This is a genomic window from Nitratiruptor sp. YY08-10 (assembly GCF_016629565.1).
In the GTDB taxonomy this organism is placed as follows: domain Bacteria; phylum Campylobacterota; class Campylobacteria; order Campylobacterales; family Nitratiruptoraceae; genus Nitratiruptor.
Genome location: NZ_AP023057.1, coordinates 227,578 through 254,388, shown reverse-complemented (window position 1 = coordinate 254,388; position 26,811 = coordinate 227,578). Strand labels below are relative to the sequence as shown.

23 protein-coding genes and 6 tRNA genes are annotated in these 26,811 nt (G+C 39.7%); 2 read left to right on the top strand and 27 right to left on the bottom strand.

The features are described 5' to 3' along the window. Positions 1-210 precede the first annotated feature (210 nt). Positions 211-2,103 (top strand): methyl-accepting chemotaxis protein, encoded by a 1,893-nt coding sequence (locus tag JG735_RS01470; RefSeq protein ID WP_201335081.1) that lies wholly within the window; start codon positions 211-213, stop codon positions 2,101-2,103. Between the two features lie 2 nt (positions 2,104-2,105). Continuing rightward, a complete protein-coding gene (locus tag JG735_RS01465; protein WP_201335080.1) occupies positions 2,106-3,410 on the top strand; it encodes a chemotaxis protein CheW in 1,305 nt (434 codons plus the stop codon). Here JG735_RS01465 and JG735_RS01460 read toward each other — a convergent pair. From JG735_RS01460 to panD, 27 genes are all read right to left on the bottom strand, one after another. Then, positions 3,407-4,228 (bottom strand): protein-glutamate O-methyltransferase CheR, encoded by an 822-nt coding sequence (locus JG735_RS01460; RefSeq protein ID WP_201335079.1) that lies wholly within the window; start codon positions 4,226-4,228, stop codon positions 3,407-3,409. The genes JG735_RS01465 and JG735_RS01460 overlap by 4 nt on opposite strands. Beyond that, the gene (locus JG735_RS01455; protein ID WP_201335078.1) at positions 4,221-4,745 is read right to left on the bottom strand and encodes a hypothetical protein; all 525 of its coding nucleotides are present in this window, start codon (positions 4,743-4,745) and stop codon (positions 4,221-4,223) included. Before JG735_RS01455 ends, JG735_RS01460 begins: the two co-directional genes overlap by 8 nt. Next, positions 4,720-5,802 (bottom strand): chemotaxis-specific protein-glutamate methyltransferase CheB, encoded by a 1,083-nt coding sequence (cheB, locus tag JG735_RS01450; RefSeq protein WP_201335077.1) that lies wholly within the window; start codon positions 5,800-5,802, stop codon positions 4,720-4,722. The genes JG735_RS01455 and cheB overlap by 26 nt, the downstream gene beginning before the upstream one ends. Before the next feature lie 103 nt (positions 5,803-5,905). Beyond that, positions 5,906-5,979: transfer RNA gene (locus tag JG735_RS01445), tRNA-Arg, on the bottom strand. After that, positions 5,970-6,260 carry a cupin domain-containing protein gene (locus JG735_RS09930; protein ID WP_201335076.1) on the bottom strand — a complete coding sequence of 97 codons (291 nt, stop codon included), beginning with the start codon at positions 6,258-6,260 and terminating at the stop codon, positions 5,970-5,972. Before JG735_RS09930 ends, JG735_RS01445 begins: the two co-directional genes overlap by 10 nt. After that, on the bottom strand, positions 6,253-8,331 hold the full coding sequence (fusA, locus tag JG735_RS01435) for an elongation factor G (RefSeq protein ID WP_201335075.1): 2,079 nt from the start codon (positions 8,329-8,331) through the stop codon (positions 6,253-6,255). The genes JG735_RS09930 and fusA overlap by 8 nt, the downstream gene beginning before the upstream one ends. A gap of 101 nt (positions 8,332-8,432) precedes the next feature. After that, the gene (gene rpsG / locus JG735_RS01430; protein ID WP_201335074.1) at positions 8,433-8,903 is read right to left on the bottom strand and encodes a 30S ribosomal protein S7; all 471 of its coding nucleotides are present in this window, start codon (positions 8,901-8,903) and stop codon (positions 8,433-8,435) included. 101 nt (positions 8,904-9,004) lie between these two features. Further along, on the bottom strand, positions 9,005-9,379 hold the full coding sequence (rpsL, locus tag JG735_RS01425) for a 30S ribosomal protein S12 (protein ID WP_012081647.1): 375 nt from the start codon (positions 9,377-9,379) through the stop codon (positions 9,005-9,007). Positions 9,380-9,468: 89 nt separating this feature from the next. Next, positions 9,469-13,992 carry a DNA-directed RNA polymerase subunit beta' gene (gene rpoC / locus JG735_RS01420; protein WP_201335073.1) on the bottom strand — a complete coding sequence of 1,508 codons (4,524 nt, stop codon included), beginning with the start codon at positions 13,990-13,992 and terminating at the stop codon, positions 9,469-9,471. Then, a complete protein-coding gene (gene rpoB / locus JG735_RS01415) occupies positions 13,970-18,130 on the bottom strand; it encodes a DNA-directed RNA polymerase subunit beta (protein ID WP_201335072.1) in 4,161 nt (1,386 codons plus the stop codon). The genes rpoC and rpoB overlap by 23 nt, the downstream gene beginning before the upstream one ends. Before the next feature lie 119 nt (positions 18,131-18,249). Continuing rightward, on the bottom strand, positions 18,250-18,633 hold the full coding sequence (rplL, locus tag JG735_RS01410) for a 50S ribosomal protein L7/L12 (RefSeq protein WP_201335071.1): 384 nt from the start codon (positions 18,631-18,633) through the stop codon (positions 18,250-18,252). A gap of 20 nt (positions 18,634-18,653) precedes the next feature. Further along, a complete protein-coding gene (gene rplJ / locus JG735_RS01405; RefSeq protein WP_201335070.1) occupies positions 18,654-19,166 on the bottom strand; it encodes a 50S ribosomal protein L10 in 513 nt (170 codons plus the stop codon). Positions 19,167-19,241: 75 nt separating this feature from the next. After that, positions 19,242-19,949: a 50S ribosomal protein L1 gene (rplA, locus tag JG735_RS01400; RefSeq protein WP_201335069.1), complete on the bottom strand. Its 708-nt coding sequence runs from the start codon at positions 19,947-19,949 to the stop codon at positions 19,242-19,244. A gap of 55 nt (positions 19,950-20,004) precedes the next feature. Continuing rightward, positions 20,005-20,430, bottom strand: coding sequence for a 50S ribosomal protein L11 (rplK, locus tag JG735_RS01395; RefSeq protein ID WP_012081641.1), 426 nt, complete (start codon positions 20,428-20,430; stop codon positions 20,005-20,007). A gap of 19 nt (positions 20,431-20,449) precedes the next feature. Then, the gene (gene nusG, locus JG735_RS01390) at positions 20,450-20,980 is read right to left on the bottom strand and encodes a transcription termination/antitermination protein NusG (protein WP_201335068.1); all 531 of its coding nucleotides are present in this window, start codon (positions 20,978-20,980) and stop codon (positions 20,450-20,452) included. Between the two features lie 12 nt (positions 20,981-20,992). Then, positions 20,993-21,172, bottom strand: a complete 180-nt coding sequence (secE, locus tag JG735_RS01385) for a preprotein translocase subunit SecE (protein ID WP_201335067.1) — start codon at positions 21,170-21,172, stop codon at positions 20,993-20,995. A 16-nt stretch (positions 21,173-21,188) separates the two neighbouring features. After that, positions 21,189-21,264: transfer RNA gene (locus tag JG735_RS01380), tRNA-Trp, on the bottom strand. A 29-nt stretch (positions 21,265-21,293) separates the two neighbouring features. Next, positions 21,294-21,446, bottom strand: coding sequence for a 50S ribosomal protein L33 (gene rpmG / locus JG735_RS01375; protein ID WP_201335066.1), 153 nt, complete (start codon positions 21,444-21,446; stop codon positions 21,294-21,296). Between the two features lie 36 nt (positions 21,447-21,482). After that, positions 21,483-22,682 (bottom strand): elongation factor Tu, encoded by a 1,200-nt coding sequence (tuf, locus tag JG735_RS01370; protein ID WP_201335065.1) that lies wholly within the window; start codon positions 22,680-22,682, stop codon positions 21,483-21,485. Between the two features lie 87 nt (positions 22,683-22,769). Beyond that, positions 22,770-22,844, bottom strand: a tRNA-Thr gene (locus JG735_RS01365). A gap of 87 nt (positions 22,845-22,931) precedes the next feature. Continuing rightward, a tRNA-Gly gene (locus JG735_RS01360) sits at positions 22,932-23,008 on the bottom strand. A gap of 5 nt (positions 23,009-23,013) precedes the next feature. Then, positions 23,014-23,099: transfer RNA gene (locus tag JG735_RS01355), tRNA-Tyr, on the bottom strand. Positions 23,100-23,130: 31 nt separating this feature from the next. Continuing rightward, positions 23,131-23,207: transfer RNA gene (locus tag JG735_RS01350), tRNA-Thr, on the bottom strand. Positions 23,208-23,304: 97 nt separating this feature from the next. Next, positions 23,305-25,245 carry a transketolase gene (tkt, locus tag JG735_RS01345; protein ID WP_201335064.1) on the bottom strand — a complete coding sequence of 647 codons (1,941 nt, stop codon included), beginning with the start codon at positions 25,243-25,245 and terminating at the stop codon, positions 23,305-23,307. Then, entirely contained in the window at positions 25,245-26,120 is an 876-nt protein-coding gene (locus JG735_RS01340; protein ID WP_201335063.1) for a polyprenyl synthetase family protein, read from the bottom strand. Before JG735_RS01340 ends, tkt begins: the two co-directional genes overlap by 1 nt. Next, the gene (locus tag JG735_RS01335) at positions 26,121-26,432 is read right to left on the bottom strand and encodes a YbaB/EbfC family nucleoid-associated protein (protein WP_201335062.1); all 312 of its coding nucleotides are present in this window, start codon (positions 26,430-26,432) and stop codon (positions 26,121-26,123) included. A gap of 11 nt (positions 26,433-26,443) precedes the next feature. Further along, positions 26,444-26,809 carry an aspartate 1-decarboxylase gene (panD, locus tag JG735_RS01330; RefSeq protein WP_201335061.1) on the bottom strand — a complete coding sequence of 122 codons (366 nt, stop codon included), beginning with the start codon at positions 26,807-26,809 and terminating at the stop codon, positions 26,444-26,446. Positions 26,810-26,811: the final 2 nt, after the last annotated feature.

Here is a 26,811-nt window from a genome sequence, read left to right as displayed (position 1 = left end):
TATTTGTACGGGTAGGAACATTATAGCGGGTTTTGAAGAAAAAAGATAGTATAACGGGGCAAAGCCCCAAATCTATTTCGATCGATGCGCAACATTATAATAACAAAAATATCTTCATTGTGTCAAAATTGTGACATTCTATATTTTATAATTTATTTAAGCTTTTAGGAGTAACATATAATTAAGGCAGAATATCGATAAGGAGTTAAAATGGCATTCAAACAACATTATAGTCATGACGACCAAGCTATGGAACAGGTAGAACAATCTCTACCATCTATAAAAACTCCACAAGCAATCCAAACACAATCCACTGCTGCAAAGAACGTTGATGAGAGTGTACGAGAAGAATTAGCCCGTATCTCCCAAAACTTTTTGAAAGAGATTGCCGAAGGATATACTGCGATAGAAGAGCTGAAACAAACAATGGAACAGATCGCTGCAGCAGCTGAACAAAGCGCTGGAGCGGCAGAAGAGAGTCTAAGCGCCATTACACAAATTAAAGAGAACTCCTTGATGCTGGAAAAAGAGACGAATAAAATCGTCGTCATTTCCAACGAGTTGGAAGATATATTTTTAGAAACGCAAGAAAGTATAGGTGATACAAAAAACGGGATGGAACAAGCTTCAGAATGGGCTAGTAACATTGTCCAAAAGAGTCAAGAACTTTTTGAAACTTCTCAAGAGATAACAGAAGCGGTCAATATCATTCGAAATCTTGCTCTTATTGCTTTAAATGCCGCCATTGAAGCAAGTCGCGTTAAAGAAGAGGGGGAATCTTTCAATGTCATGGCCCGAGAAATACGTCTAGTCGCTTCAAAGTCAAATGTCTATGCCCATAAAATTGAACAGGTTGTCGATATCATCAAAGAAAAAGTAGAAAAAAGCAAAACGGATATTCTACAAGTCAAAGATGAAATGGAAAAATCTTCACAAAAGGCCTACAGCTCTTATCAAAAAATAGAAACAATGGTCCACACAATGGAACAATTTGTAAAAGATATTGATACCTTATTACAAAATATTCAAAAAGTAGTCCAAGAAATCGCTATTTTACATAGAGGTGCAGAAACGATTGCTAGTGCCGCAGAAGAGAGTGCAAGTGCGGTGGCACAAGTAACAAGTACTATCAGTATGCAAAACACAGCATTTTCTCAAATAGAAGAAGCAGCTAAAATGATCAATATTCTCATAGAGTCGCTTCATTCTACCGATAAAGAGGGTATCAAACATGAATTAGCCACAGCTTCAGAAGAACTTTCAAGCTCTGTTTATGAACTTAATAACTCTATGGAACAGGTATTAGAAGCACTTATGCAAATTGAAACAGCTGCAGAATTGGCTAAAAATGATGCCAAAACAAATGCAGAAGTTGCTCAAAAATGTGTTCAACATATAAAAGAAAGTGTAGGGACGGTCGAAAGTGTTTATGAAGAGATTAAAAAAGTACAAAAAGAATTTCACACTATTATAGAACTTATCTCAAATGTGCAACAATCAACAAAACAAAATTATACTCTTGCAAATGATCGGAAAAATGACTTGCAATTCATCAAATCTAAAATCTTAACTCTTAGTAATCTCATACGAAAAATCGAACTCGCTATTGTCCAAGTTGCAAGTATCTCTATCAATGGTGCTTTAGAAGCTATTCGCCTCGGCGAAAAAGGACAAGGATTCCGAGAAGTTTCGAACGATATTCGAAATCTTGCAATCGATTCCGAAAACGATCTAGATAAAATCATTGAAATTATTGATGAGATCCAAGATCAAAATGACACAATGCTTGTCGATATCAATAATATTATTTTAATTCAAGATAGGGAACTCAATAAGCTTGAAAAACTCAAAACAGAATTATCCAGAAATATACAGCAACTCGATCATATCCAAAAAACAATCAAAACATTTTCCGAAGCAACAAATCAGATGTTACAAGCTCTTGAACAATCTCTCATTGCATCTGAGCAGATACAAGAAGCTGCTGAGCTTAGCTTTACGAATGCTTCCCAGTCAAAAGAAGCAGCGCAAATCATTCAAAAAATTGCCAACGAAATGCAAAATGATATCACTCAAATTAATCGCATCACACAAAGGTTGTGAAGATGGAAACAACTGTTATCAAATTTCGCGTAGACAGGCACGTCTATGTCATTTCGACAGAATATATACAACAGATTTTTTATGTAAAGCAAATAACTCCTATGCTTCACATGCCAGAGTATGTCATTGGAAGTATCCAGCATGGTTCATCACATTATCTACTACTTTGTCTAAAAAAAATTCTTAATATTGGAGAGTGCGATGAAGTTTCCAACAAACCTGTTCTCCTTCTCTCTTTCAATAATAATAAATATGCATTTTTAATCGATGAGATTTTGGCCTTGGAAGAGTTTACACAAAATAGCTCAACAGTAGGTGATTTGTATGAAAAAAATGATGTTGTCTTTCAAGAATTACCTCTTCAGCATGTTTTACAATCTATTACAATGCCACCATTACAACAAACAGAACAAAAAAAGATTATCAAACAGCAAAAAGAGCAGTTTCGTCCTTTTTTACTTTTTACACTTTACGACAAACTTTATGCTATTGATAATCATTTCATTCACTCTATTGTTCCACTATCTCACATGAAAGCCGTTCAACAATTGCAACACGATTGGATAACAGGAATTTATAACTATAAAAATAGAGCTTTGAAAGTAGCCGATTTAGCAAAAAAATTGCATTCAAATTCATTGAAAGAAGGTTCAGTGATCATATTACAACACGATTCAAAAATGCTGGGACTTTTAATAGAACGTATCGAAGGACTCGTCGACATTGAGCGTGACAATATTGTCAGTGAAAGTGATACCAATCAGCTTTTTGAAGGGTATTTTCACTACCAAAATAGCATAATTCCTATTATTTCATCACAATTTCTTCAAAAAAATATAGACAACTATGGTTTAACAACACAAGAAAAGGAAGAACAATTGAACAAAGAGCAAAATGAAGAAGATCTATTGCTTTTCTCACTTTTTCATGAAGATTATGCAATACCTATAAAAAACGTTGTCACTGTTTTAGAGTTTTCCAAAACAAACATAACAAACAATGCTCTTACAACCAATAAAAATATTTATGGACTTATTTTACATAAAAACAAAACCTACTATCTTATAGACATTGCAAAAATTTTACAAAAAGAGCTTATTCCAAATGATGAATCGAAAATTATTATCATAAAAAATGATGTAGGAGAAGAGTTTGCAATCATCGTTGATAATATCAAAGATATCGTCTCAGTTCCTTCAAGCAATATCGCCCATTTATCTAATACAACCTCCCTTAGTGCTGGTATCGTCACATTAAAAAACAATTCTCTCAATCTTTTTAATACAGGATGGAGCTCTTTTCATTAAGCTTTTTGATAGATAATACTCTCTCCTTTTTTCACTCGTTTAAAAATCTCCATCTCTGCCGGCACTTTTTCAGCATGGCCTAAAAAGAGATACCCATGCGGTTTCAAAAGGGCATGAAAGGTAGCCAGTATCTCTTTTCTTGTTTTTTCATCAAAATAGATCAGCATATTGCGTGAAAAAATGACATCAAATCTTCCAAGTTTTTTCATTGCATAAAAGTCCATAACATTGACCACTTTAAACGTAAGGCCTTTTCGTATCTCATCGATGATTTTATATTGATTACCCTCTTTTACAAAATATTTTTGCAAAAGATGAGGAGGAATCTTACTCACACTTCTTTGATTAAAAACACCTTGTCTCGCTTTTTGAATCATGACTGAATCAATATCTATTCCAACTAAAACAAAATCTCTTTTTTGAAATATCTCTTTTGCATGCTCCATGATATAAATTGCGATAGAGTAGAGTTCCTCACCTGATGAGCTTGGTGCTGTCAAAATATTGATCGATTCATGTAGTGGACGCAATTCATCAAGTTCTGGCAGTACCTCTTCTACAAGAGTCTTAAACTGATACGCTTCACGGAAGAAATAGGTTTCATTGACTGTAGTAAGATTGATTAGCTCTTGCAATAGATGTTCATCTTTTTTAAAGACAAGACGATTATAAAAGCTGCTAAAATCATCAAAGCCTTGCTTTTGGATAAAATCTTCAAACTTTCTTTTATAAATTTTAAACAGTTTGTCATCATCAATATAAATTCCTGTTTTAGCCAATATAAAATCACGGAGTTTTATCAGATCAAAATCATTCATTTTCACTCTTTCGATGATAAAGTTCAAAAAATTCTTCTAAAATACGCAAACGCTCAAAAAGATCATCATGGAGTTTCTCAGCAAATCTACGAACACTTTGGCAATCTCCATATTCCAATAACCCCTGGAGCTCTTCTCCAGAAATCGGATACTCCTTTAATAGTCTTTCAACGTCCATAAATTCACAACAAGATAATATATATGTAAAAACATTTTTTCCAATACCGTTATTTTTACACAAAAGAAGTTGCTGTAAAAGTTTTTTATCCTCTTCTCTCTTCAAACAATCAAGTCGTGCAAAAACGTAACTCGAAAGTTTTTCAATGCCAGGTTTTTGACAATGTTCTAAAATCATTCGGAGAAGATAATGATACTCTTTATGAATAAGCATATAATCAATGGCAGCGAATACATCATCTTCTTCATGTTTTTCAAACGATTCAATGTATTCACGTGCTTCTAAAAACTCTCTAAAACGAGAAATTGGTGTTTTATCTTCTATCTTTTTTAATGCCATTTTTACTCCCAAAAGCAATTATTTCTTGTAAAATCTCATCAAAGGGCAATACTTTTACTGTTCCCCCTCTTACATACGCCTCTTTTGGCATCCCATAGACCGTCGCACTCTCTTCACTTTCTGCTATCGTATAAGCGCCTGCTTTTTTCAAAGCCACCATCCCATCTGCACCATCATCACCAATTCCAGTTAACAGTACTGCCATGATGTTTTTTGGATTCATCACCTCCAACGCACTAAAAAACATCTCATCTACACTTGGAACAAAAAAACGGTTACTTGTATTTGGAACAAGCTTACACACAACCTTGTCACCATCTCTTCGGAAATGAAGATGCTTTCCACCTTTTCCGATGATCATTTTTGCAGGTGTGAGTTCTTCACCATTTTTAGCTTCAACCACTTTTATTTTACTAATACTATCAAGTCTTTCAGCAAACTTTCCAGTAAATGTCGGTGGCATATGCTGTACCACACACACAGGATAAGGGTAATTTTCTGGTAACGACCTCGCTATTGCTTCAATAAGTTTTGGCCCACCGGTCGAGGCACCAACAAGTACATATTTTTTATCATCTTTGGGAGCAAATTCTGTAGGTTGTTTTATAACAGGGGTTTGTACAATAGCTTTCTTTTTTCTCGCAAGAAGAGCAATCTTGTTAATTTTCATTATCTCATTTACTTTAAATTCAAACTCTTTGATAAAGTCTGCTCCAGCTGTTGCAAGCCTTTGATCTGGTTTTGTAATATAATCCAAGGCTCCTAATTGAAGTGCACTCATTGCTATATCGCCATTCTCAACAGCATACGTACTTACAATGAGAACTCGTGTAGGATTCTTCTCCATAATGGACTGTAACACATCCAACCCATTTTTCTTGGGCATCTCTATATCGAGTGTAATAAGGTCATATTGATTCTCTAAAGCTTTTTTCTCACCCTCTTCCCCATCTTTGGCGACATCTACCTCGAATCCGAGTCGTTCCAACTCTTTTTTCAAAAATCTTCGAACCAATGCCGAATCATCAATAACGAGCGCTTTTGGGCTCTTTTTCATCTGTTTCCTTTTCTCAAGACTATTATCTATTACTTAATTATACAATCTATTTCAATATGAAAAAATAAAATTATCTTGAATAGGACAATGATGAAAGAGAAAATGTCCCGGGCGGGATTCGAACCCACGGCCTCAGGATTAGGAATCCTGTGCTCTATCCAACTGAGCTACCGGGACCCACAAATATAAGTTACGCCTGTAGGTGTATAAGCAGTATGTGGAGTTTGAGGTTCTGATTCGAACCGATCGCCTGGTTCTAAGCGTACTGTTTTGTCATCTTGTGTAATCTCTAAAACACCCTCAATAATCCAACGCACTTCATAATGGGGATGCGTATGAAGAGGATATCGTGTATGAGGAGCATCTCGCCAAATAAATATGTTAGAGAACCCCTCGTTGTGAAGGGTCTCTTTTATTGTTTTTTCATCGGTTATACCGGTCTTTATAACCTTAGCCATTGCGTTTTTTGATGATTTCATCTGCAACGTTTTTCGGTACTTCTTCATAATGATCAAATTCCATAGAGTAGGTTCCCCGACCCTGAGTGAATGATCGAAGATCAGTTGAGTATCCGAACATCTCAGCAAGTGGAACCATAGCAGTTACGATTTTATTGCCTGCTCGATCTTCCATACTTTGTACTTGTCCCCGTCTTCGGTTGATATCACCTATAACATCACCCATATACTCCTCTGGAACTTCCACTTCTACTTTCATAATTGGCTCAAGCAAAATTGGATTTGCTTTTTTTGCTGCCTCTTTGAATGCCATAGAACCAGCAATTTTAAACGCCATTTCACTAGAGTCAACATCGTGATAGCTTCCATCATACAGTGTGGCTTTTACATCAACCACAGGATAACCGGCAAGCACACCATTTTGCATCGCTTCTTGGATACCTTTGTCAACTGCTGGAATATACTCTTTTGGAATAACACCACCGGTGATATTGTTGACAAACTCATACCCTTTACCTGGCTCTTGTGGTTCAAGTTTGATAAATACGTGACCATATTGACCACGACCACCAGACTGTTTTGCATATTTGTACTCTTGATCAACAGGAGCTTTAATTGTTTCTCTGTATGCAACCTGTGGCTGACCAACTTCTGCATCCACTTTGAATTCTCGTTTCATTCGATCAACGATGATTTCAAGGTGCAACTCACCCATACCAGAAATAATTGTCTGACCAGTTTCTTCATCCGTATGCACTCTAAAGCTTGGGTCCTCTTCAGCTAGTTTCGCTAACGCTGTAGCCATTTTTTCTTGGTCAGCCTTAGTTTTTGGCTCAACTGCAACAGAGATAACTGGTTCTGGAAACTCCATTTTTTCCAAAATTACCGGATGATTTTCATCACAAAGAGTATCACCAGTAAGTGTATATTTCAAACCAACAACTGCACCAATCTCACCTGCTGGAAGTTCTTTAATCTCTTCTCGTTTATTTGCATGCATTTTAAGAAGTCGTCCGACTCGCTCTTTTTTCTCTTTTGTTGAGTTCAGTACATAGCTTCCGCTTGAAATCTGTCCTCTGTAGACCCGAATGAATGAGAGCTGTCCAACAAACGGGTCAGTCATAATTTTGAATGCAAGAGCTGCAAATGGTCCGTTATCTGTAGATTCAACGCTTACTTCCTCTCCGGTTTTCGGATCAATACCTTTAATCCAGCTTACTTCTGTTGGTGCAGGAAGATAATCAACAACTGCATCAAGAAGTGTCTGCACTCCTTTGTTTTTAAACGCACTACCACAAAGCATTGGGGTGATAGTCATATCAAGGGTACCTTTTTTAATACCTTTTTTGATCTCTTCTATTGTAAGCTCTTCGCCGCCAAGATATTTATCCAAAAGTTCTTCATCAGTTTCCGCAACTGCCTCGATAAGCTTTTCTCGATACTCCTCTGCTTTTTCTTTGAGTTCGTCTGGTATATCGATTACTTCATATTTTGCTCCCATTGTTTCATCATCCCAGACAATCCCTTTCATTTCAACGAGGTCTACAACACCTCTGAAGTTGTCTTCTGCACCAATTGGAATCTGAATAGGAACAGGATTTGCTTTGAGTCTTTCTCTAATTTGATTTTCTACATTGTAAAAATCTGCACCGATTCGGTCCATTTTATTGACAAAAACGATTCTTGGTACATGGTATTTGTTCGCCTGTCTCCATACCGTTTCAGACTGAGGCTGAACTCCACCAACTGCACAAAAAACTGCTACTGCACCGTCAAGTACACGCATACTTCGTTCAACTTCGATTGTAAAGTCAACGTGTCCTGGGGTATCGATGATGTTGATTTGGTGATCTTTCCAAAAACATGTAGTTGCTGCAGAAGTAATTGTAATACCTCGCTCTTTCTCCTGCTCCATCCAGTCCATGGTTGCTGCACCTTCGTGCACCTCACCAATTTTATGTGAAATCCCTGTATAGTACAAAATCCGTTCTGTTGTTGTTGTTTTACCGGCATCGATATGAGCAGCGATACCTATGTTACGGACCTTTTCAATAGGTGTTTTTCTTGCCATTTTTTATCCTTTTTTATGCATAGTGTATTGAGGTTTTTGAGAATATGAAGAGGCGAAGAAATCTTCGCCAAAAAAGATAGTTTGATACTCTGGACGCGATTTTACCATCGGTAATGTGCGAAAGCTTTGTTCGCTTCAGCCATTTTATATGTATCTTCTTTCTTCTTGTATGCTGCGCCTCTTTTGTTCGCTGCATCAAGAAGTTCATTCGCCAATCGCTCAGCCATCGTCCGTTCGTTTCTATTTCGTGCCGCATCTACAATCCATCGGATTGCCAAAGACTGCTGTCTTACAGGTCTTACTTCAACCGGTACTTGGTAAGTTGCACCACCGACTCGTCTACTCTTTACTTCGAGCAAAGGTTTTACATTTTCGATCGCTTCGTTAAAAACATCGATCCCTTTTGCTTCTTTGTCTTTTTCTTCGATCAATTTGAGTGCATTGTAAAAAATCTTTTGTGCAACGCTTTTCTTTCCATCCCACATCAATTTATTGATAAATTTTGTAACAACTTTACTTCCGTAAATCGGATCTGGCATTACTTCCCGTATAGGGGCTCTTCTTCTTCTCACTTCTAGCTCCTTCAAATATTTTTTACTCAGACGACTAAGCCTCGCCTGTGGCTATGAGTGAGAACTTAAATTGCTTTAATTTCTCACTACGTTTTTGTTAATTACGATTTTGGTTTTTTTGTTCCGTATTTCGATCGGGATTTCTTTCTGTTTGCAACACCTGCAGTATCAAGGGCACCCCGAATAATATGATATTTCACCCCTGGCAAGTCTTTTACCCTACCACCTCGTACAAGTACGATAGAGTGCTCTTGCAGGTTGTGACCTTCACCTGGAATATAACTAATCACTTCATATCCCGAAGTGAGTCGAACCTTTGCAACTTTTCGAAGTGCAGAGTTTGGTTTTTTAGGTGTTGTTGTATACACTCTCGTACATACACCTCGTCTTTGTGGGCATTTTACAAGAGCTGGTGATTTTGATTTTTTAATCACCTTTTTTCTCTCTTTTCTTACCAATTGGTTGATTGTTGGCACTTTCTCTTCCTTTCTCGCAAAATTAGTGGCTAATTATATTCAAACAAATATTATAACAAACTTAATTTAAACTTTTTGTAAGCCAAGAGTTACCCTTGGCTTACAGTTTCTACTTTCACTTTTCGATCTTTATAAAGACCTGTTCCCACAGGAATGAGTCGTCCGATAATGACATTTTCTTTCAAGTCTTCGAGATAATCCACTTTTGCGCTCACACTCGCTTCTGTTAAGACTTTTGTCGTATCCTGGAATGAAGCCGCACTGATTACAGAGTCTGAGCTTACTGCAGCCCTTGTGATACCAATCAAAATAGGTTCAGCAATTGCTGGCTGTCCGCCAAGTCGCAAGATTTTCTCATTCTCTTTTCTAAACTCTTTTTTGCTGACAAGATCGCCAGGAATAAATTTCGTATCACCACTATCCACAATCTTCACTTGTCGAAGCATCTGAGATACGATAATCTCGATATGTTTATCAGAGATATTCACCCCTTGGCGTCGATATACCTGCTGAATCTCGCTCACCATGTAGTACATCAACGCTTTTTCACCAAGTGTTCTTAGAATATCATGGCCACTTACCGTACCATCAGTGAGTCTCTCTCCCGCGTGCACAAACTCTCCGTTATGGACAAGTATCTGCCTATTTTTATCGATCAGATACTCAACAGTTTGACCGGTATCGGCTGTAATGATAATTCTTTGTTTTCCGCGGCTAGGTTTTCCAAAACTCACTACACCATCGATCTCAGCAACAACTGCCGGATCTTTTGGACGTCTTGCTTCAAAAAGCTCACTTACTCTTGGAAGACCCCCGGTAATATCTTTTGATTTAGCCGCAGCTTTTGGTGTTTTTGCCAATGTTTGGGCAAGCTTCACCTCTTGACCGTTCTGTACGTAGATGGCGGTCTTTGGATCAAGGACATACCGGATAATATCACTGCCATCTTTCGGCGCCAATACGATCGCCGGTTTATACTCTGATGGAATATATTCATTGATAGTAAGTCGAGTTTCGCCAGTAAACTCATCTACTTGCTCAACGGCTGTAACACCCGGAATGATATCTTCAAACGTAATAACGCCCTCTTTCTCTGCAATGATAGGCACAGAGTATGGATCCCATTCTGCAATAACCGTTTTATCGGATTTTGCCGGCATTGCGATTACTGTATCCTTCTCTACCGGCTGATCATCAGCAACTTCGATAATGGAACCTCTTGCAATATAGTGTCTTGCCGCTTCTCTTCCCTCTTCATCAGCAATCACTGCAAAAAGACCTTTTTCTTCGATCTTTTCTCCCTCTTTCACACCTTCAAACCGTTCAAGATAGTCCCCTTTGAGTTTGTAATATTTCACAACCCCCTTGGCACCACTGACGATTTTTTGTGTCACAGGAGCACCATCTTTCACTTTTAGGATTGCGGCATACGGGATTCTATTTGGAATATTCCATCCCTCTTTGATAATTTCCACAATACTTTCACCCGCTTCTACCTTTGTACCACTTTCATAAGGTAGATAGAGCTTTCCTTCTATCTTTCCACTTACACCTGCAAGTTCATTCGGTCGTGCAAAATCACTCTTTTTAAAGCTATATCGTACTTTTTCTTCTCCATTGGAAAGAGTAATTAAAACTTCATCATGAATCGGTTTAACTTCAAGTTCTCCGTCAAAAAGAGCTTTGATTTTTGGCTCAACAAGCAATACTGCGGCATTTCGTCTGTTTGCTACTATGATCTTGCCATCTTCTGTTTCATATGTTTTAAGGTTATAGTATCGGATGAAGCCCTCTTTAGTTGCTACAACTTGTCGCTCTTCCGCACTTCTACTTGCCGTACCACCAACGTGGAATGTTCGTAGGGTCAACTGCGTTCCTGGCTCCCCGATAGATTGTGCAGCAATAATTCCAACTGCTTCACCAGGTTTAACGAGCTTTCCTTCAGCCATATTGAGGCCGTAACATTTCGCACAAACACCTTTTTCCGCTTTACACGTTATCGGTGTCCGAATGGTTACAGACTTGATACCAGCCTCTATGATCTTTCGCGTTTTTTCTTCATCAAGAAGTGTTCCTTCGCTAAAGAGAATCTCATTGGTTATCGGATCCATGATATCTTGTGCCAAAACACGTCCAAAAATTCGGTCTTCCAATGGCTCGATAAGCTCGTTTCCTACTGAGATATCGGTAATCTCAACACCTTCGTGGGTTCCACAATCATCCATTGTAATTTTCACATTTTGTGCAACATCCACAAGTTTTCGTGTCAAGTATCCCGCATTCGCTGTTTTCAAAGCCGTATCCGCCAGACCCTTTCTCGCACCGTGCGTTGAGATAAAGTATTCAAGAACGTTCAGACCCTCTTTAAAGTTCGAAATAATTGGTGTTTCAATAATAGTACCATCAGGTTTTGCCATCAACCCTCGCATACCGGCAAGTTGTCTGATCTGAGCCGAACTACCCCGAGCACCTGAGTCAGCCATCATATAAACAGAGTTAAAACCGTCTTTATCATTTTTCATCAGTTCCATCATCTCTTTAGCCACTTCGTTTGAAGTGTCAGTCCAGATATCGATGATCTTATTGTATCGCTCTTGCTCTGTTAATAGACCCGCTTGGAACTGTTGCTGAATCTCTTTGACTTTTCGTTTTGCCTCTTCGATGAGTCGCTTTTTCGAATCAGGAACTTTAATATCGTATGCACTGATAGAGATACCTGTTACTGTAGAATATTTAAAACCAAGCTCTTTGAGGTTGTCTAAAAATTCTGCTGTAATTTTTGGACCACCCTCTTTAAATACATAATCTACAAGATTTGCGATATCTTTCTTTTTCAGTACCTTGTTCCAAAGATTGACTGGTACAAAATCTGGTAGGATAGATTTGATAATGAGGCGTCCAGCTGTTGTATAAATAACCTGATTATCGATCTTTGTTCGTATTTTTGCATTGAGATCAAGATAATCGGACTCCAGTGCTGTCATCACTTCGTTGATATCGGCAAAAAGTTTATGCGTTCCTTTTGCGCCCTCTTTCTCTTTAGAAAGATAGTAAATTCCCAATACCATATCCTGTGTAGGTACAGCGATCGCTCGTCCCGACGCAGGAAGCAAAATGTTCATGGAACTGAGCATCAAAATCTTACATTCTGCTATCGCCTCTTCTGTAAGCGGTACATGCACTGCCATCTGGTCACCGTCAAAGTCTGCGTTAAACGCAGAACAGACGAGTGGATGCAACTGAATTGCTTTTCCATCAATCAAAACAGGATGGAAAGCCTGGATAGAGAGTTTATGCAATGTCGGTGCACGGTTCAAAAGAACAGGATACTCATCAACAATCTCTTGCAAGCACTCCCAAACCACATTGTCTTTGTCTTCAATCATCTTTTTGGCTTGCTTGAGTGTCGTAGCATAGCCTTTCTCTTCAAGTTTTGCCAAAAGATGTGGTTTGAAAAGCTCCAATGCCATCAACTTAGGAAGTCCACACTGATCCATTCGAAGATTTGGACCTACAACGATAACAGATCGTCCACTAAAGTCGACCCGTTTACCAAGAAGGTTTTGTCTAAAACGTCCTTGTTTCCCTTTGATAATTTCACTGAGTGACTTCAATGGTCGTTTGTTTGCACCTTTAACGGCATTACCTCTTCGGCCATTATCGATAAGAGCATCGACTGCTTCTTGCAGCATTCGCTTTTCGTTTCGAACGATAATTTCAGGTGCATCAAGCTCAAGCAGTCGTTTGAGTCGCTGATTTCTGTTGATTACTCTTCGATACAAGTCATTCACATCGCTCACGGCAAACTTACCGCCATCCAACGCAACAAGCGGTCGAAGATCTGGTGGAAGTACCGGAACGACTGTTAGCATCATCCATTCTGGTCGGTTGCCACTATTTAAAAAGCTTTCAATGACTTTGAGACGTTTTACGATCGTTTTTCGCTTCGCTTCAGAATTGGTATTTTTCATCTCTTCGCGAAGCTGTTCAAAAGCCTCGACCAGATCAAACTCTTCCAAAAGCTCTTTGACAACCTCGCCACCCATTCTCGCATCAAATCCGGTATCTCCGAAATGCTGAACAAGCTGCTGATACTGCTCTTCATTCAAAACATCATACTTTTTCACCGGATTTTTCTTCTCAAAATCGTAATAAGCTTCCCCAGGATTTTTGACGATATAGGCTTCATAATACAGTACTCGTTCCAAATCTTTCATTTTCACGCCAAGCAGTGTCCCGATTCGGCTTGGCAAAGAGTTTACATACCAGATATGCGCAACTGGTGTGACGAGTTCGATGTGCCCCATTCGGCTTCGTCGAACCTTGCTTGTGGTTACCTCAACACCACACTTTTCACACACCACGCCTTTATAGCGCATCTTTTTATATTTTCCACATAAACACTCATAATCTTTGATAGGACCAAAGATTTTTGCACAAAAAAGCCCGTCACGTTCCGGTTTCAATGTCCTATAGTTGATAGTCTCAGGTTTTTTTACCTCACCATAAGACCATGAAAGGATTTTTTCAGGGCTTGCAAGGCGAAATTGTATCGCCTTGATATCTTTTGGTCTTTTCTCTTCACCGATTTCAATTGGTACCAGTTTCTTCATCGTCTTTTACCTCATCTAAGATTTCTACGTCGATTCCAAGGGATTGTAACTCTTTTGTCAAGACAAACAGCGTCTCAGGAATACCTGGTTGTGGAATAGGTTCGCCTTTTGTAATCGCTTTATAGGCAGCGACCCTTCCTTCCACATCATCTGATTTGATCGTCAGCATCTCTTTAAGCGTATGGGCTGCACCGTGCGCTTCAAGTGCCCACACTTCCATCTCTCCAAATCTTTGTCCTCCAAAGAGTGCCTTACCACCTACAGGTTGCTGAGTAACCAGTGAGTAAGGACCAGTACTTCGTGCATGAACTTTTTCATCGACAAGGTGATGGAGTTTGAGCATATACATATATCCCACCGTTACACGCTCTTTAAACTTCTCACCCGTTCGTCCATCATAGAGTTCCGTTTTACCATCTAGATCCATTTTTGCAAGTTCATACAGTTTTTCAAACTCCTCAGCAGTCACCCCTTCAAAAACAGGAGTAGCAAATTTGACCCCTTTGCTCCAGTCTCGTGCATATTCGATGAGTTCTTCATCACTCATCTTCTCAATGGTCTCTTTTGCATTCATCAGTTTTGCCACATCTGCAATTTCAATCATTTTAGCTCGAAGCTCTTTGACAAAATCTGCCCGTTTCGCTTCAAAGATTTCTTGGATTTGTTCGCCAAGTTTTTTACCGATCAATCCAAGATGGACTTCCAAAATCTGTCCGATATTCATCCGTGATGGAACCCCAAGCGGGTTAAGGACGATATCAACAATTCGTCCATCTTTTGTGTATGGCATATCGATCTCTGGAACGATGACGGAGACAATACCTTTGTTTCCGTGTCGTCCGGCCATCTTGTCCCCAACTTTGAGCTTTCTCTTTGTCGCGATGAAAACTTTGACAAGTTTTACAACACCACTTGGTAAAATATCCTCTTTTTCAAGGATTGCAAGCTTTTCTTCATGCTCTTCAGTCAGTTTTCTTTTCTCATTTTGAAAATGGGTTTTAATAGCGTTATATTTTTTCTGTACCTCTGGCGCATAGGATTTTACAAGTGCATTGAGCGCAAAACGGTTGATTTGCGAAAGTTCCTCTTTGGAAATTTTCTGTCCTGCTTTGAACTCTTTATCTTTGATCTTCGCATCTTTCTCCAAAGGCTCTTTTGATAAAAGAGAGATGATTTTGAGCATCTCTTCTCTATCGATCATCAAGAGTTTATCGTGGTGCTCTTTGGAAAGCCGCTCTTTCTCCTCTTCATATGCTTGGATCGCACGTGGGTCTTTGTCGTACCCTTTTTTCGTAAAGATCTTGACATCAACAACGACACCTTCCATCGATTGTGGACAATACAGGGATTTATTAACCACATGACCCGCTTTTTCCCCGAAAATTGCTCGAAGAAGCCGCTCTTCTGGGCTTGGTCGAACCTCCCCTTTTGGAGAGACCTTTCCAACAAGAATCATTCCCGGTTTCACATAGGTACCGACTTTTACGATACCGCTCTCATCGAGATGCTCGATCTCCTCTTCTTTGACATTCGGAATATCCCGTGTAATCTCTTCTACACCGTGTTTGAGCTCTCTTGCTTCAATCTCTTTTTCATAGATATGAACGGAAGTAAACTCATCATCTCTGAGGATTCGTTCACTTACAACAATCGCATCCTCAAAGTTGTATCCGTTCCAAGGCATAAAGGCAACAAGCATATTTTTGCCAAGTGCAAGCTCTGCATGATCCATGTTTGGACCATCGGTAATCACTTGACCGGCTTCTACAAATTGTCCTTTTTTGACGATTGGCTTTTGGGTAAAACAGGTGTTCTGGTTCGTTCGAAGATTTTTTTGCAAACGGTAATGGTCGATATAGGCCCCATTCTCATCTTCACCTAAAATGTAGATATTTTCACTATCAATCTTCTCTACAACACCGCTTCTTTTTGCTCGAATAGACTCCCACGCATCCCTTGCAACCACTTTTTCCATACCGGTTCCGACCATAGGAGCTTCTGTTCTTAGAAGTGGAACCGCCTGGCGCTGCATGTTAGAACCCATCAATGCCCGGTTCGCATCATCATGTTCCAAAAATGGAATAAGACTTGCAGCAACACCCACAACCATTCGTGGAGTTAGGTCAATCAGTTCCACTTTGCTTTTTTCAACAAGAATAATCTCACCATCTTTTCTCGCCTCTACATAGTCGCCTTTGATTTCATTGCCTTCGATAATCTCCGTATTGGCTGGGGCAATTATTTTTCCCTCTTCCTGGGCAGCCGTAAGATAGACTATCTCATCGGTAATCTTTCCATCTTTTACCACTTTGTATGCAGCCTCGATGAAACCGAGTTCATTCACTTTTGCATAGGTTGAAAGGGTATTGATCAAACCGATATTCTGGCCTTCTGGAGTCTCAATTGGACAGATTCGGCCATAATGTGTAGGGTGAACGTCACGGACTTCAAATCCCGCTCGTTCTTTGACAAGCCCCCCTTCTCCCAAGGCAGAAAGTCTACGTTTATGCGTAATTTCACTCAGTGGGTTTGTTTGGTCCATAAACTGGGAGAGCTGACCAGTTGCAAAGAACTCCAAAATCGTATTGGTAATCATTTTAGAGTTAATAAGATCATGTGGCATCAACTCATCTAGGCTGCCACTGATCGTAGACATTTTATCTCGAATAGCCTTTTGCATTTTTACAAGACCGGAATGCAACTCATTTGCCAAAAGTTCACCAATCGCCCGGATTCGTCTGTTCCCAAGGTGGTCTCTGTCATCAATATGGCCTTGACCATTTTTTACTTTAATGAGATACTGTACAGTTTTGATAATATCTTCACTTGTCAAAACAGTCACATATTCAGGAACATCTAGCCCCAATTTATGGTTCATCTTCATACGACCGACACGGGTAATGTCGTATCGCTCCGGATCAAAAAAGAGTTGCTGGATAAATGCTTTTGCAGTCTCTTTTGTAACTGGCTCGCCAGGTCGCATCACTTTATAAATACGAATGGCAGCTAAATCATTTTCATCTTCGATGCCTTCTGTCTGTTTCAAAAGTTTCAAACTCTCTTGATCTGCTATAAAAGAGTTTATGATCGCTCTGTCTTTTCCGCTTGCAATGTCATTGACAATCTCGAACTCTTCAATACCTAGATCCAAGATCTTTTTGAGTTTATGCTCATCGAGTTGTGTCAATGTATCATACAGTACTTCCCCACTTTCTTGATCGATGATTGGAGACGCCAAGTGTCTATCCATCAATACATCGAGTGGGAATTCTATATACTTCACACCTTCTTCAATAAGTTTTTGTGCTTTTTTCTTTGTGAGTCGCTTGCCAGCTTCTACAATCAAATTTCCGTTTTCATCTCTCACATCAAATTCAACGCGCCCGATGAAATCTTCTGGACGAAACTCAATAAAAAATTTGTTGTCTTTTACAATGATTTTTGTAATCGGGTAAAAAAGTTTCAAAATATCAAGTTTGCTGTATCCAAGCGCTCTAAAAAGTATCGTAGAAGGTATTTTTCTTCTTTTGTTGATTCGTACATACAGTATATCTTTTGGATCATACTCAAAATAGAGCCAAGCACCGCGATCTGGAATGATTTGCGCTGTATGAATCATCGTACCACTGCTTGTAGAAGCCTCTTCTTCTTTAAATATAACACCAGGGCTTCTATGAAGCTGATTCACAACGACTCGCTCTACACCATTGATAATGAAAGAAGTCCTATCTGTCATATACGGGATGTCTCGAACGTAAATAGACTGTTCTTTGACATCTTTCACACCAGTTTTCTCACCGCTCTTCTCATCCCGTTCCCAAAGAATAAGTCGGATGTTCATTTTCAAAGAGACACTGTAGGTGATGCCTCGTTCCATACACTCTCGTACAGTGTATTTTGGCTTGATTATTTCACTGCCGACATATTCTAAAGTTATTCTGTTATGAGGGTCGTGAATTGGGAAAACTGATCTGAAAACTTTTTCAATACCACTATTTTCGCGGCTTTTTGCATCCGCCATCAAAAAGTTTTCATAACTGCTCTTTTGCAACTGCAAAAGATTGGGTACATCCAATTCCTGTGGAATTTTGGAGAAATCTACACGAAGTCTGCTTCCGGATTGTAAACTATTTAGCATAGGCTAACCTCTATTTCTGTAGTTTTGTACCATATGGTTTTGGTAGGAGGGGGTGTATTGTACTATAGATAAGCTTAAGAAGAGGAGAGCTCCTCTTCTTTGATTTATTTAAATAAGGTTTATTTAATTTCTACTTTTGCGCCAGCTTCTTCGAATTGTTTTTTGAGTTCTTCTGCTTCTTCTTTGCTCACACCTTCTTTGATTACAGTTGGAGTGTTTTCAGCTGCCTCTTTTGCTTCTTTAAGACCAAGACCAGTTACTTGTCTGATCACTTTAATAGTGTTGATTTTTTTAGGACCAGCGTCAGTCAAAACAACGTCAAATTCAGTTTTTTCTTCAGCAGCAGCGCCACCTTCAGCCGCGCCTCCAGCTACAGCACCAGCTACAACAGTAGGTTGTGCGCTTACACCAAATTTTTCTTCAAATTCTTTAACGAGTTCGCTAAGTTCCAAAACACTTAGATTAGAGATATACTCAATTACATCTTCTCTTGTACAAGCCATGTTCTTCTCCTTTTTATTTTTTAGCTTTCTTTTTGTTGTCGAATATTTTCAAGCACAGTTACGAAATTTTGTTTCGGTGCATTCCATACATAGAGCAAATTTCGTATAGGTGCAGTCCAAACAGATAGAAGCATACCAAGAAGCTCCTCTTTGCTTGGCAACTTGCTGTACGCTTCAATTTTACTAACATCAGCGACTTCGCCCTCAAAATAACCTTGTTTGATCTGGAACTTATCTTTGTGCTCTTTTGCAAAATCAGTTACCGTTTTTGCAAGATCGACAAGATCATCGCCCCAAACCAAAACGTTGGTATCTTTGAGTTGAAAGTCTTCAACGCCGTTGTTTCGAAGAGCAATCATTGCAAGAGTGTTTTTTACGACTCTTACTTTGAGTCCCTTCTCTTTTGCAATACGTCTTAACGACTCAAGTTCGGAGACACTCATTCCCTTGTAGTCGCAATCGACGATCGCAGCAGCGTTTTTAAACTCTTCTGTGAGGTACTGAACAACCTCTTCTTTTTGGCTGCGTGTCAAGCTCTTTTCCTCCTTTCCGACAGAAGACTTCAAGCAGGTCTTATGGGTGCCCGCTATCTTCAGTCTAAGATAAAATTACCCTTTAATATCCATAAGTTCTTGAGTATTGAGTTCAACTGCTGGACTCATCGTAAGAGACAAAGCCGCATGTTGAATATATCGGCCTTTTGCAGCAGCTGGTTTTAACTTGTTGATCTGAGCGACAAATGCTTCAAGATTCTCTTTCAAAGCCTCTTCAGAAAAACTTGCTTTTCCGATACCGGCGTGGATGTTCCCTTTTTTATCGACTCTAAAGTTAACCTGTCCAGCTTTTGCATTTTTTACTGCCTGACATACATCCATTGTCACAGTACCTGTTTTTGGGTTTGGCATAAGACCTTTAGGGCCTAAGATTCGGCCAATCTTACCAACAAGACCCATCATATCAGGTGTAGCAATAGCGATATCAAAATCTATATTGCCGTTTTGAATCTGTTCTACTAGATCTTCAGCTCCAACGATATCTGCTCCACACTCTTTTGCTTCATCCGCTTTGGCACCTTTTGCAAATACTGCGACTCGTACAGTTTTTCCAGTTCCGTGAGGCAGAACGACAGATCCTCGTACCATCTGATCAGCGTGTCTTGGGTCGACACCAAGGCGAAGAGCTAATTCTACTGTTTCATCAAATTTTGCTGATTTTAATTCTTTTACTTTTTTTACAGCTTCATCGATTGAATAGATTTTTCCTTTTTCAATCTTTTCTAATAATTGTTGATATCTTTTTGAGTGTTTCTTTGCCATTTCCATCTCCGCTTATTTTTTTGCTACCACGTTATTTTTCATCCTGTGGTGGGGATTAGTCGACGATTTCGACTCCCATACTTCTACAGCTTCCTGCAATGATTCTTTTTGCAGCTTCTAAATCAGTTGTGTTTAAATCTGGCATTTTTGTTTTTGCAATCTCTTCGAGTTGCGCCTGAGTGATTTTTCCAACTTTATTTTTAAGTGGATTGTCACTTCCTTTTTGTATGCCGGCCGCTTTTTTGATCAAATCGGTTGCCGGTGGTTGCTTCGTTACAAATGTAAAGCTTCTATCACTGTAAACAGTAATGACGACAGGAATGTTAAATCCCATCATGTCTTTCGTTTTTTCATTGAATGCTTTACAAAACTCCATAATATTGACACCACGCTGTCCGAGTGCTGGTCCAACTGGAGGTGATGGATTTGCTTTTCCTGCTGGAATTTGTAATTTAAATTGATCGACGACTTTTTTAGCCATACTGTTCCTTTCCGCTTAGTTATATAATTTTTTCAACTTGAGTATAAAGTATTTCTACCGGTGTACTTCTACCAAAGATTGAAACATTGAGCTTCAATTTTCCATGCTCCATATCATACTCTTCGACTACACCTGTAAAGTTCGCAAATGGCCCTTCTGTAATTCGGACCATTTCGCCAGGCTCGTAAGAGATTTTTGGCTTCGGTGCACCTTTCTTCTCAGCCTTTTCCATGATTTTGCGAACATCGGCTTCACTGATTGGAGTCGGCTTTTTCGATTCGCCTATGAATCGTGAAACTTTTGGCAAACTTTGTATTTTTTGCCATAGATCAATATCAAGATCCATATTTGCAAAGACATATCCAGGATATATGCTTCTTTCTGTTATCTTTTTCTTACCGTTTTTGACTTCTATGACATCTTCTGTTGGCACAACAACTTCTTTTATTCTGTCTTTGAGATTTTCTTCTTCAGCCAAGTTCTCTATAGCTTTTTTTACGGCTTTTTCACTTCCGCTATAGACTTGGATTGCATACCATTTATGTGCCATATGTTTCCTTGATTACATTATATGTGATAGGATGAATGACATTGTCCCATCAACTAAAGCTAAAAAGAGCGCTACAACAGTTACTACAACAAAAACAGCTATATATGCATTTTTGACTTGCTCTTTCGTTGGAAAAATAACTTTTTCTAATTCTTGTTTCGATAATTTGATATAGGATATAAGTTTTTCCATTCGATTTCCTTCGTAATGGCAGGGCAGGAGGGACTCGAACCCCCGGCCAACGGTTTTGGAGACCGTTGCTCTACCAACTGAGCTACTGCCCTATATGAAAGAAGTGAGAAACCTCACTTCTTTAAAGCTTTGCTTCTTTATGTTTGGTATGTTTTTTGCAGAATTTACAATATTTTCTAATTTCAAATTTTTCTGGATGTGTCTTTTTGTTTTTTGTTGTGTGATAGTTTCTTCTTCCACACTCTTCACATGCCAAATGAATAATATCTCTCATGTTGTGCCTCTTTCATTGGGGCAAAGCCCCAAAAAATTATTCGATAATTTTACTTACAACACCAGCGCCAACAGTTCTACCACCCTCTCGGATAGCGAATCGTGTTCCCTCTTCAAGAGCGATTGGTGCGATAAGTTCAGCGTTGATTTTTACGTTATCTCCTGGCATAACCATTTCAACGCCTTCTGGAAGTGTGATTGTTCCAGTAACGTCAGTTGTTCGTACATAGAACTGTGGTCGATATCCACTAAAGAATGGAGTGTGTCGTCCACCTTCCTCTTTTGTTAGTACGTAAATTTCTGCTTCAAATTTAGTATGTGGTGTGATAGTTCCAGGTTGAGCAAGTACTTGACCTCTTTCAACCTCTTCTTTTTTCGTACCTCGAAGAAGTACACCTACGTTGTCACCAGCTTCACCTTGATCAAGCTCTTTTCTAAACATTTCAACGCCGGTAACAGTTGTTTTTTGAGTTGGTCGAAGACCTACGATTTCAATTTCATCTCCAACTTTTACAACACCTCTTTCGATTCTACCAGTAACAACAGTACCTCGACCAGAGATAGAGAATACGTCTTCGATTGGCATCAAGAATGGCTTATCGATGTCTCGCTCTGGAGTTGGGATATACTCATCAACCGCTTCCATAAGCTTAAGGATTTTTTCGCTCCATTCACCGATTTTGCCCTCTTTTGCTTCTTCCAACGCTTTAAGCGCAGATCCAGCGATAACAGGAACATCATCACCTGGAAAATCATATTCATTCAAGAGTTCTCGAACTTCCATTTCAACAAGCTCAAGAAGTTCTGGATCATCAACCATATCCTCTTTGTTCAAGAAAACAACGATGTAAGGAACACCAACCTGTCGTGCTAGAAGGATATGCTCTCGTGTTTGAGGCATAGGACCGTCTGCTGCAGAAACAACAAGAATCGCTCCGTCCATCTGAGCAGCACCAGTAATCATGTTTTTCACATAGTCCGCGTGACCTGGACAGTCAACGTGTGCATAGTGTCTTTTATCTGTTTCATACTCTACGTGAGAAGTTGCGATCGTAATCCCTCTTTCTCTCTCTTCTGGTGCATTGTCGATTTGATCATAATCTCTTTTTTCTGCATACCCTTTTTCTGCAAGTACTGCAGTGATCGCAGCAGTAAGAGTTGTTTTACCGTGGTCAACGTGACCGATAGTACCGATGTTTACATGCGGCTTGGTTTTGACAAACTTTTCTTTTGCCATATCTTTCCTCCATTTGAGATTAAATTAACGGGCGTATTATACTAAAAATAAGCCTAAAAACAAATTATAAATAAACCTATCAGTGAATGGAGCCCAGAAGCGGGATTGAACCGCCGACCTCTTCCTTACCAAGGAAGTGCTCTACCACTGAGCTATCTGGGCGTCACCAGTGAATTTTTGAAAATGATTATTGGAAGCATAAACTAAGCAATGAAGATCGAAGCACTGTTAGTTCAGCTCCCAGTATCATGGAGCGGGAGACGGGACTCGAACCCGCGACCCTCAGCTTGGAAGGCTGATGCTCTAGCCAACTGAGCTACTCCCGCATGACTGGTGGTGGGAGGAGGATTCGAACCTCCGAAGGCGAAAGCCAGCAGATTTACAGTCTGCCCCCGTTGGCCGCTTGGGTATCCCACCAAGTCTTTCACTGGTCAAACGCTGATATTCATGGAGCCGGTGAAGGGACTCGAACCCCCGACCTGCTGATTACAAATCAGCTGCTCTAGCCAACTGAGCTACACCGGCATCGATGAATGTGGGTGAAATTATAAGCAAAAAATTTCTCTATGTCAAGTGTTTTGCAATAAAAATTTTATCTGTTTGGGAGATACCCTCCCAAACATTACCCAAGGAGTTCCTGAACTTTTTGGATGATATTTTCTATAGTAAAGCCATACTCTTTAAAAAGCACATCTCCAGGACCACTGGCGCCGAATCTGTTTTCCATACTGATCATTGCATCTGCGAAGCGATACAGCTCGATTCCGGCTGCTGCCTCTATTGCCAAAACTTTTGTCGATGGATCAAGTACTTCTTTTTGATATTCAGGGTCTTGCTCCAAGAAAAGCTCCATACATGGCATACTTACCACATTGGCGTTGATCCCTTTTTCTTCCAAGTGACATCCGGCTTTGAGTGCAAGCATCACTTCGCTGCCACTTGCCAGAAGTGTCACAGAGGCATTGTCTCTTTTTTTGATGATATAAGCGCCTCTGTTTGGATCTCCAAAATCCCTCTTTGGTTTTAACACTTCTAGTTTTTGTCTGCTCAATACAAAACCGCTTGGTTTATCAAGCTTCAGTGCTACTTTCCAGCACTCGATATTTTCTGTCGCATCTGCAGGTCTGAATGTATAAAAGTTCGGCAGGGCTCTAAAAGTTGTTAGCTGCTCGATTGGCTGGTGCGTCGGACCATCTTCTCCCACGCCGATACTATCGTGCGTCCAGATAAAATAGTTTTTGAGGCTGCTGAGCGCAGCAATCCGAACTGCCGCTTTTTGATAGTCACTGAATACAAAAAATGTTGCATTGAATGGAATCAAGCAGCCATACGCTGCCATCCCGTTTGTAATAGCGCCCATCGCATGTTCACGAATACCAAAATGGAAGTTTTTTCCATTTGGAAAATCACCCATACCTTGCAAGTAGGTTTTGTTTGAAGGAGCAAGGTCTGCACTCCCTCCTACAAAACCCGGAAGCGCTTTTGCTATTGCATTCAAAATCTTGCCATTGCTGTCTCGTGTAGCCACTTTGCTTCCTGGTTCAAACTCAGGCCACTCGATTGTATTGAAATCAGGATTTTGCAATCTTTCAAGCAGATCCACCTGCTCTTTATATGGGGATTCAAGAATGAGCTTTTTCCACTCTCGCTCGGCCAAATCTCCTTCTTCTATTGCACATCGAAACCGCACCAAGACATCTTCTGGGACATAAAACGCTTCATCTTCTGGAAAACCTGCTTTTTTCTTTGCACACCGGATATCCTCTTCTCCAAGTGGTGCACCATGTGAGTGGGGATCCCCTTCATAATGGCAGCTCCCTTTTGCAATGATCGTATTTGCTTTGATCAAAACCGGTTTTTTTCTATTTTTTGCCCATGTCAAAGCTGCATCTATCTCTTTGTAGTCATGTCCATCGATCTCGATTACATCCCAATTTTGGGCGCGGAAGCGTTCCAATACATCTTCATTCCACGTTATTGCTGTATCGCCTTCGATAGTAATATGGTTGCTATCGTAGATCATGATCAAGTTGTCAAGTTCAAATCGGCCCGCCAAGGCACACGCTTCATAGCTGATTCCCTCTTCCAAATCCCCATCACCACATAGACAGTAGACTGTATGGTCGATGATTTTTGTCGTTTCTGAATTTAACAAAGAGCCAAGATATTTACTGGCCATTGCCATTCCCACTGCGTTGGCAACCCCTTGCCCCAACGGTCCCGTGGTAATTTCTACTCCAGGAGTATGACCATATTCAGGATGACCCGGCGTTTTACTTCCATATTGACGAAACTCTTTGAGATCCTCCAGACTGATATCATATCCCCACAAATACAAAAGAGAATAGATAAGTCCTGTCGCATGTCCCCCACTAAATACAAGACGGTCACGATTGAGCCATTTTGGATTTTTGGGATTATGTTTGAGATGTTTGGAAAGCACAACAGCAATATCAGCAAGTCCCAAAGGAGCACCCGGATGGCCGCTATTGGCTTTTTGTATCATATCCAGTGCCAAAAACCGGATGGTATTTGCCATTTTTTGCATCATTGCTTCATTCATTAACTATCCTTTGTAAAGTTTTTATGTCGAAATAGATATTTCCCAAGAAGATCTTGCAGGGATTCAGAAATATCTTGATCAAATTGTTCTATCTCATCTTGAAGTTTTCCAGCTAATCGATCTGCCTCTTCAGTTGCTCTATGTAATCCAAGAAGATTTACAAAAGAGTTCTTTTCCTCATCGTTTTGTGTGGTTTTTCCCGCTTCTTCAGATGTGGCAACTTTATCCAATATATCATCTTGAATTTGAAACAAAAGACCCAGATCGATACCAAAATCGTATAAACGGTTCTGTTCTTGTATAGGCAAGTCTACAATAACTGCACCCATTTGCAGTGACGCGGCAATCAATTTGGCTGTTTTATTGATATGCAGCTGCTTTAATTGATCAAGAGAGAGTCTTTGCTTTTCAAAATAGCAATCAAGAATCTGTCCATGAACCATACCCTCAACACCACCATTTTGAGCCAATATTTCTGTCAACTTTGTCCTTGTATCACTGCTCAATGCACTTTTTGCGATGCAATAAAAAGCGTGCGTGTTGAGTGCATCACCAACAAGGACCGCTGTCAACTCATCAAATTTTTTATGAAGAGTTTCTTTGCCTCTTCGCAAATCTGCATCGTCCATTACCGGCAAATCGTCATGAATCAATGAATAGGTATGGAAAATCTCGACTGCCACGGCAATATCTAAGGCCGAAGGAATTAAAAGAGGATTTTTTGCCTGGACGATACTTAAAAGCAGAAGCGGACGAAACCGCTTCCCACCAGCTTGCAGCATATATCCAAGGGCATCTGTATAAAAAGGATGAAAGGATTGTACGTTTGGCAGATTTTTTTGGAGATGATCTTCAAAAAGTTGCAGCAGCTGCATCTATTTTTGTCCGAAAATATCTGGAGTCATCATAGATAAAGCACTTCTTTGCTTATCCTCTTCCACCATTTTCAAAACATCATTGATCGCACTGATCAATAAGATCTGTAACGATTCCTTATCTTCTAAAAGAGAGTCGTCAATTTCGATATCGATAATTTCTCCTTTGCCATTTGCCGTTACTTTTATCAGCCCGCCGCCGCTTTTGGCAACAAAACTTTTACTCTCTTGCTCCTCTTGTAATTTCTTCGCTTTTTCCTGGATCTCTTCAAAAACTTTTCCAAGATCTCCAAGATTCATTTTGTCAAACATCGTTTCCTCTTTTACATATAAGAGATAATCTCTTCAATATCATTTTTGTCGTTGACCAAAACTACTGTCGGTTGATAATCATTCAATTCTTTTTCATCGAATAGAGCGTACGCAACTATGATAATCTTGTCTCCCGGATGCGCTTTTCTTGCGGCAGCTCCATTGAGACAAATATCTCGTTTTCCACGCTCCCCTTTGATCACATAGGTTTGGAAACGCTCACCATTGTTGATATTGAGAATATCGACTTTTTGCCCTACACGAAGCTTTGCAGCTTCCATGAGCTCTTCATCGATAGTAATGGAGCCGACATAGTTCAAGTCGGCATCCGTTACCGTTGCTCGATGAATTTTGCTATAGAGCATCTCTATTTGCATTC